This window comes from Lysobacter enzymogenes (genome assembly GCF_017168095.1).
In the GTDB taxonomy this organism is placed as follows: Bacteria; Pseudomonadota; Gammaproteobacteria; order Xanthomonadales; family Xanthomonadaceae; genus Lysobacter; species Lysobacter enzymogenes_D.
Genome location: NZ_LXSD01000343.1, coordinates 1 through 8,869 on the forward strand (window position 1 = coordinate 1; position 8,869 = coordinate 8,869).

Below are 8,869 nucleotides of genomic sequence, written 5' to 3' on the forward strand. Positions count from 1 at the left end.
CCACGCTGACGGTAACCAAGGTCTCCAACAGCGGCACGAACACGTTCGGCTTCAGCGGCAGCAACGGCATCGCCGCGCACAGCATCACGACCACGGTGGCGGGTGCGCCGGGCACCGCCGGCGCGCAGCAGACGCTGACCACGGCGGCCACCGCCACCACGATTACCGAAGACGCCCCGCCGGCCGGCTGGGCGCTGTCGGCCATCGCCTGTACGGTCACGCCGAACGGCGGCACCGCGGCCGCGGCGACCGGCACGGCCGACCTCGCCACCCGCACCTTCACCCTGTCCGCGGCCGACACCGCGGCCGGCAATGCGATCGCCTGTACTTTCACCAATAACCGCCTGCCGCGCCTGACGCTGCTCAAGACCGTCGTCAACGACAACGGCGGCACGGCGCTGGATACGGCCTGGACGCTGACCGCCACCGGCCCGGCCACCGCCAGCGGCACGGAAGGGCAGGCGGCGATCACCGATGCGTCGGTGCCGGTCGGCACGTATACGCTGTCGGAGAGCGGCGGCCCGGCCGGCTATGCCGCGACCGGTGCCTTCAGCTGCGTGGTCAACGGCGGCGCGCCGGTGGCGAACAACAGCCTGACCCTGGCCATGGGCGACGTGGCCACCTGCACCATCACCAACGACGACCAGCCGGCGCGGCTGACCTTGAGCAAGACGGTGGCGCGCGGCACCGCCGCGGCCACCGCCTGGACCCTGACGGCGACCGGCCCGACCAATCTCAGCGGCGCGAACGGCAGCGCGGCGGTGACCGATGCCGCCGTCACGCCGGGCACTTACACCCTGGCCGAAGCCAACGGCCCGGTGGGCTATGACGCGACCGGGCCTTACAGCTGCGTGGTCAACGGCGGCGCCGCGGTGGTCGGCAACACGCTCACGCTGGCGGCCGGCGACACCGCCGTGTGCACCATCGTCAACAGCCGTCCGCGCCTGCGCCTGATGAAGGTTCTACCCAATAATCGCGCCGGAAACGCGAGCGACCAGTTTGCTTTGACGATCTCTGGCCCCAGCGACGGCAATCCCACTGCGACTGCCACCGTAAATACGACGGGAGCCACCACCAATCCGACCGAGGTCGCGGAAATACAGGCGATCAATGCCGGTTCGAGCTACACCCTGTCGGAGGCGATGGCCCCTGGCAGCGCTGCGCCGATAACGGCATATATTGCGACCTATAGCTGTACGAATGCCACGACCGGCAGCACGACAGTCATGCCGACGAATCAGTCGGGGACGCAATTTCAGATCACGCCTGCCGCCAATGACGACATCACCTGCCGGTTCACGAACAATTGGCGGCCGACGGCGCTGACCGTCACCAAGATCACCCAGGGCGACAACGGCGGCGGCGCGTTCAATTTCGACATCGTGCAGAGCGGGGTCACCACCAGCCAGCAGTTGACCACGACCCAGGCCGGCGCGCCCGGCGCGACCGGCGCCACCGTCAACATGACGCCCAACACCTTCCTGCGCGTGACGGAGACGAACGCCGCCACGCTGGGTTACGCGGTGACGTCGGCGTTCTGCGACTCCACCACGTCGGCCGGCGTCACCACCCGGTTCAGCGCGACCGCGGCCGCGCCCAACCTCGTCCAGGTTCCCGGCAACAACGTCACGCGCAGCGGCACGATCGCCTGTACGTTCACCAACGCCAGGCGGCCGACGCTGCAGGTGACCAAGGTCTCCAACGGCGGCACCGACACGTTCGGCTTCGGCGGCAGCAACGGCGCCCAGAGCTATCCCGACATCGCCACCACGGCGGCCGGCGCGCCGGGCACGCCGGGTCCGGTGCAGGCGCTGACCGCCGTCGGCGCGGCGACCAATGTCAGCGAAGACGTGCCGCCGGCCGGTTGGGTATTGGTGGGCGCGGCCTGTACGGTGACGCCCAACGGCGGCACCGCGGCGCCGGCGCAAGGCCAGTTCGACGCCGCCACGCGCACGGTGGCGCTGACCGCGCAGGACACCGCGGCCGGCAACGCGATCGCCTGTACCTTCACCAACCAGCGCCAGTCCAGCCTGCAGTTGGCCAAGGCCTGGGCCGCGGGCAGCATCGCCGGCGACCAGGTGACGATCGGCGCGACCACCGGCGGCACTAACAACACGGCTTCGTTCGGCGCCACCGCGCCGACCGCGGCCGACAGCGGTACGCCGGTGGCCGTCGACGTCGGCGACATCGTCACGCTGCCGGCGGAAACGGGCGCGAACCTGGCCAACTACACCACCACGGTGCAGTGCACCGGCGGCCACACCTTGTCGGGCACCGACGGTCAGCAGAGCAATACCCTGACCATCAACAGCAGCGCCGCGGCGGTGTGTACCTACACCAACACCCCGCGCACCGCGACGCTGCAACTGGCCAAGGCCTGGGCGGCGGGCAGCACGGCGGGGCATCAGGTCAGCATCGGCGCGACCACGGGCGGCACCAACAACACCGCCGCGTTCGACGCGACCGCGCCGAACGCCGCCAACAGCGGCGCGGCGGTGGTGGTGACCATCGGCGACACGATCACGCTGCCGGCGGAAGCGGGCACGAACGCGGCGAACTACAGCACGACGCTGGCGTGTACCGGCGGGCACACGCTGTCCGGCACGAACGGCCAGCAGGCCAACACGCTGACCATCACCAGCGCCAATGCCGCGGTGTGCACCTACACCAACACCTTGCGCACGACGGACCTGTCGATCACCAAGACCAACACGCCGGCCGCTGGTTCCAGCGATCAGGCCGACGACACGGTGGTGGCCGGCACCAACACCACCTACCGTGTGGTGGTGACCAACCACGCGGCCACCGACGTGACCGGTGCGGTGGTGCGCGATACGCCGCAGGCCGGCCTGAACTGTCCGGCCGGTAATGCGGTGACCTGCACGGGCGCGGCGTGTCCGGGCACTGCGATCACGGTCGGCGACCTGGCCAGCGGGGTGACCTTGGGCCTGCTGGCGGCCGGCGCGACGGCGACGTTGGAGTTCAGCTGCACGGTGCAGTGATGGTGGGGCGGCGCCTGCGGGCGTCGCCCTGTAGGAGCGGCGCGAGCCGCGGCCGCGCCATCGCGGCTACGTCGAAAGTTGCGTCGCAGTTGCGGCTTCGCGGTCGCGACTTGCGTCGCTCCTACAGTCGGAATCGATGCTGCGGTGGCTACCTGTAGGAGCGGCGCAAGCCGCGACCGCGCCATCGCGGCTACGTCGAAAGCTGCGTCGTAGCTGCAGTATCGCGGTCGCGACTTGCGTCGCTCCTACAGTCGGAACCGGTGCTGCGGTGGCTACCCGTAGGAGCGGCGCAAGCCGCGACCGCGCCAACCCGCCAACGACGCCCCTCACCGACGCCCGCACCGCAAAAAAAAACCAGCCCGGCACCAAGCGTCCGCCCGCAAAAACCGCCCCTCCAACGCCCCCTTCGCTCGCCCCGCCACCGCTGCGCACCCCACGCCACACCTCGCCGAGGTGCCGCCAGCCCACCACCGAAGCGCCCAAGCGAGGTCGATCCGGGGCGTCGCGATGTCCGTCTGCCGGAGCGGAACACGATGAGACGAGGGAAGGGACAGAGCAGGCCGGCCCGCCCGAGCGCGCCGCCGCGAGCGTTGACCCAGGAATCATCAGGAAACGTCCGGCCGCGGCGCAACGCCGCCCGGACCGCTCCGCCGCTGCAGTGGGGACCTTCGCGCCGGCACCCTGAGGAAAAACACAGATGAGTGAAGCTTCGATCGGACTGGATGCGATGGCGTTAGAGGCGAATGGGATGAGTGAAATTTCAATAGACGCTAATGCGGCCGCTAATGAGGCGTCGTGTCCTATGGTCTCCAAAGCTTGTGTATCTGACGATCCGACGACCAACACGGAAACCCTGATTGCGAGCGATATTCCAGTGTGCGGTATCGGTGGACCAACCCGCCGACGCTAATGGCTTGCGGTTTTTGTTTGGGTTTGGAAATTAAGCGATTCAAGGGGCACAGATATGTGTGATTCGGAAGCTGCAGCGGCGAGCGACGCCAAAACGCGCGCGCCGCTGGCGTGTGACTACTCCGTTGCTGGCGAGGGTCTTTTCGGCGCCGGTTCCGCCGCGCCAGCGCAAGGCATGAACACGCGCAACACATTCGCCGCCCTGTTGTCGCTGGCGCTGCTGGGCGCCGCGTTGCCGGCCGCGGCGCAGACGGTGATCTATCAGGAAACGTTCGACAACGGCAATGCCAGCGCCACCGGCAATCCCATTCTGATCAATACCTATACCGGGCCTGGAGGCATCACCTATACCGCCGATCCGGCCTGGCTGCGTGATTGCAACGGATTGGTGACGTCAGGAGGTGTGTCCAACAACAATGCGGTTGGCACTGCCGCGTGTTTCAATCCGAACAATAATAACAGTCAATGGGACAACTCGGCCCTGGTTCTGAGAGGCCTTGGTGCCTACAACAACAATGCGCCGTCTGGCACTTGGGGAAGTTTTACCGCCGCCCAACGGACGCTCTATAACCAGAACATCGGCATTACGGCCTATACCTCCGGCGCGACCAATTTGCCGGTGCCCAGTACCATTTTGCGGAATGCGCAGCCGATCCCGTTTCCGGCAGGAAGCATCCCTCCCGGAGGAAGCGGGCGTTTCATCACGTTCCAATTTACCGGCGCGGCAACGAACTGCAACGCGCCCCATCCCTTGGTGACCGTCAACCTGAATGGCTCCCAGATTGGCGGCCAGATCGACCTGTGCACCACAGCGGCGGCGGATGTGCGCACTTATTCTGGCGTACCGCCGCGCTCTGGTGCCGCGGGGGGGAATCCTGTTCGCGTGGCCAATTACGTGCCAACGGGCGCCGGCGCATCGACATTGGTGACAGGTGGGGGGCTGATCTTCGCCATGATCAACCAGCAGGCGACGCAATCTGGCAACGACTGGGGTTGGGACAATTTCGTCGCGCTGGACGTCACGCCCAGCGTGACCAAGGCGGTGGACATCCCCTCCAACTATGTCGGCCAGGTCAAGCGGCTGACCTTCACCATCACCAACACCAATGGCGACAACGGCCCGAAGGTGGGCTGGGGCTTCACCGATACCTTGCCCGCCAATGTCGTCCTTGCGCCCACGCCGAATGCCACCACCACCTGCGGTGCCGGCACCACGCTGAGCGCAACCGCCGGCGCCGGCACCTTCACCGTGTCCGGCGGCAACCTGGCGGGCGGCACCCCGGGCGCCGCCGCGACCACCTGCACCGTCAGCGTGAACGTGGTCAGCAATGTGGTGGGCACCTTCACCAATACGCAGGCCAACTACACCAGCTCGACCGGCCTCAACATCCCCGCCCAGTCGGTGCCGATGACCTGGGTGACCAATACCCTGACCGTCAACAAGATCAGCAACGGCGGCACCGGCACGTTCAATTTCTCGGGCAGCAACGGCATCGCCAACCACGCCATCACAACCGCCGCAGACGGCGGCGCCGGCACCCAAGGCGCGCAGCAGACGCTGACCTTTGCCAGCACCACCACCTCGACGACGGTCACCGAAGCGGTCGCCAGCGGCTGGCAGGTCACGGGCACGCCGTCGTGTACCGTCAACGGCACCGCGCTTGGGGGAACCAGCTACAACGCCGCCACGCGGACGCTGACGGTGCCGGCCCTGGCGTTGCAAGCCGGAGCCGCCCGCGATGTGGTCTGTACGTTCACCAATCGAATCTTGCCGCCCACGCTGACGGTAACCAAGGTCTCCAACAGCGGCACGAACACGTTCGGCTTCAGCGGCAGCAACGGCATCGCCGCGCACAGCATCACGACCACGGTGGCGGGTGCGCCGGGCACCGCCGGCGCGCAGCAGACGCTGACCACGGCGGCCACCGCCACCACGATTACCGAAGACGCCCCGCCGGCCGGCTGGGCGCTGTCGGCCATCGCCTGTACGGTCACGCCGAACGGCGGCACCGCGGCCGCGGCGACCGGCACGGCCGACCTCGCCACCCGCACCTTCACCCTGTCCGCGGCCGACACCGCGGCCGGCAATGCGATCGCCTGTACTTTCACCAATAACCGCCTGCCGCGCCTGACGCTGCTCAAGACCGTCGTCAACGACAACGGCGGCACGGCGCTGGATACGGCCTGGACGCTGACCGCCACCGGCCCGGCCACCGCCAGCGGCACGGAAGGGCAGGCGGCGATCACCGATGCGTCGGTGCCGGTCGGCACGTATACGCTGTCGGAGAGCGGCGGCCCGGCCGGCTATGCCGCGACCGGTGCCTTCAGCTGCGTGGTCAACGGCGGCGCGCCGGTGGCGAACAACAGCCTGACCCTGGCCATGGGCGACGTGGCCACCTGCACCATCACCAACGACGACCAGCCGGCGCGGCTGACCTTGAGCAAGACGGTGGCGCGCGGCACCGCCGCGGCCACCGCCTGGACCCTGACGGCGACCGGCCCGACCAATCTCAGCGGCGCGAACGGCAGCGCGGCGGTGACCGATGCCGCCGTCACGCCGGGCACTTACACCCTGGCCGAAGCCAACGGCCCGGTGGGCTATGACGCGACCGGGCCTTACAGCTGCGTGGTCAACGGCGGCGCCGCGGTGGTCGGCAACACGCTCACGCTGGCGGCCGGCGACACCGCCGTGTGCACCATCGTCAACAGCCGTCCGCGCCTGCGCCTGATGAAGGTTCTACCCAATAATCGCGCCGGAAACGCGAGCGACCAGTTTGCTTTGACGATCTCTGGCCCCAGCGACGGCAATCCCACTGCGACTGCCACCGTAAATACGACGGGAGCCACCACCAATCCGACCGAGGTCGCGGAAATACAGGCGATCAATGCCGGTTCGAGCTACACCCTGTCGGAGGCGATGGCCCCTGGCAGCGCTGCGCCGATAACGGCATATATTGCGACCTATAGCTGTACGAATGCCACGACCGGCAGCACGACAGTCATGCCGACGAATCAGTCGGGGACGCAATTTCAGATCACGCCTGCCGCCAATGACGACATCACCTGCCGGTTCACGAACAATTGGCGGCCGACGGCGCTGACCGTCACCAAGATCACCCAGGGCGACAACGGCGGCGGCGCGTTCAATTTCGACATCGTGCAGAGCGGGGTCACCACCAGCCAGCAGTTGACCACGACCCAGGCCGGCGCGCCCGGCGCGACCGGCGCCACCGTCAACATGACGCCCAACACCTTCCTGCGCGTGACGGAGACGAACGCCGCCACGCTGGGTTACGCGGTGACGTCGGCGTTCTGCGACTCCACCACGTCGGCCGGCGTCACCACCCGGTTCAGCGCGACCGCGGCCGCGCCCAACCTCGTCCAGGTTCCCGGCAACAACGTCACGCGCAGCGGCACGATCGCCTGTACGTTCACCAACGCCAGGCGGCCGACGCTGCAGGTGACCAAGGTCTCCAACGGCGGCACCGACACGTTCGGCTTCGGCGGCAGCAACGGCGCCCAGAGCTATCCCGACATCGCCACCACGGCGGCCGGCGCGCCGGGCACGCCGGGTCCGGTGCAGGCGCTGACCGCCGTCGGCGCGGCGACCAATGTCAGCGAAGACGTGCCGCCGGCCGGTTGGGTATTGGTGGGCGCGGCCTGTACGGTGACGCCCAACGGCGGCACCGCGGCGCCGGCGCAAGGCCAGTTCGACGCCGCCACGCGCACGGTGGCGCTGACCGCGCAGGACACCGCGGCCGGCAACGCGATCGCCTGTACCTTCACCAACCAGCGCCAGTCCAGCCTGCAGTTGGCCAAGGCCTGGGCCGCGGGCAGCATCGCCGGCGACCAGGTGACGATCGGCGCGACCACCGGCGGCACTAACAACACGGCTTCGTTCGGCGCCACCGCGCCGACCGCGGCCGACAGCGGTACGCCGGTGGCCGTCGACGTCGGCGACATCGTCACGCTGCCGGCGGAAACGGGCGCGAACCTGGCCAACTACACCACCACGGTGCAGTGCACCGGCGGCCACACCTTGTCGGGCACCGACGGTCAGCAGAGCAATACCCTGACCATCAACAGCAGCGCCGCGGCGGTGTGTACCTACACCAACACCCCGCGCACCGCGACGCTGCAACTGGCCAAGGCCTGGGCGGCGGGCAGCACGGCGGGGCATCAGGTCAGCATCGGCGCGACCACGGGCGGCACCAACAACACCGCCGCGTTCGACGCGACCGCGCCGAACGCCGCCAACAGCGGCGCGGCGGTGGTGGTGACCATCGGCGACACGATCACGCTGCCGGCGGAAGCGGGCACGAACGCGGCGAACTACAGCACGACGCTGGCGTGTACCGGCGGGCACACGCTGTCCGGCACGAACGGCCAGCAGGCCAACACGCTGACCATCACCAGCGCCAATGCCGCGGTGTGCACCTACACCAACACCTTGCGCACGACGGACCTGTCGATCACCAAGACCAACACGCCGGCCGCTGGTTCCAGCGATCAGGCCGACGACACGGTGGTGGCCGGCACCAACACCACCTACCGTGTGGTGGTGACCAACCACGCGGCCACCGACGTGACCGGTGCGGTGGTGCGCGATACGCCGCAGGCCGGCCTGAACTGTCCGGCCGGTAATGCGGTGACCTGCACGGGCGCGGCGTGTCCGGGCACTGCGATCACGGTCGGCGACCTGGCCAGCGGGGTGACCTTGGGCCTGCTGGCGGCCGGCGCGACGGCGACGTTGGAGTTCAGCTGCACGGTGCAGTGATGGTGGGGCGGCGCCTGCGGGCGTCGCCCTGTAGGAGCGGCGCGAGCCGCGGCCGCGCCATCGCGGCTACGTCGAAAGTTGCGTCGCAGTTGCGGCTTCGCGGTCGCGACTTGCGTCGCTCCTACAGTCGGAATCGATGCTGCGGTGGCTACCTGTAGGAGCGGCGCAAGCCGCGACCGCG

At 68.6% G+C, this 8,869-nt stretch carries 2 protein-coding genes; both read left to right on the forward strand.

Translation table 11 applies throughout. The annotated features are described in order from the left end of the window. The coding region (locus A7A76_RS12590; RefSeq protein WP_206411506.1) for a beta strand repeat-containing protein at positions 1-3,002 on the forward strand (3,002 nt) is incomplete at its 5' end. Positions 3,003-4,086: 1,084 nt separating this feature from the next. Beyond that, positions 4,087-8,688 carry a beta strand repeat-containing protein gene (locus tag A7A76_RS12595; RefSeq protein ID WP_206411507.1) on the forward strand — a complete coding sequence of 1,534 codons (4,602 nt, stop codon included), beginning with the start codon at positions 4,087-4,089 and terminating at the stop codon, positions 8,686-8,688. Positions 8,689-8,869: the final 181 nt, after the last annotated feature.

Bases quoted from the DNA above. Each gene is read 5' to 3' on its own strand.
- A7A76_RS12595 (WP_206411507.1), top strand. From the start codon at position 4,087: ATGAACACGCGCAACACATTCGCCGCCCTGTTGTCGCTGGCGCTGCTG.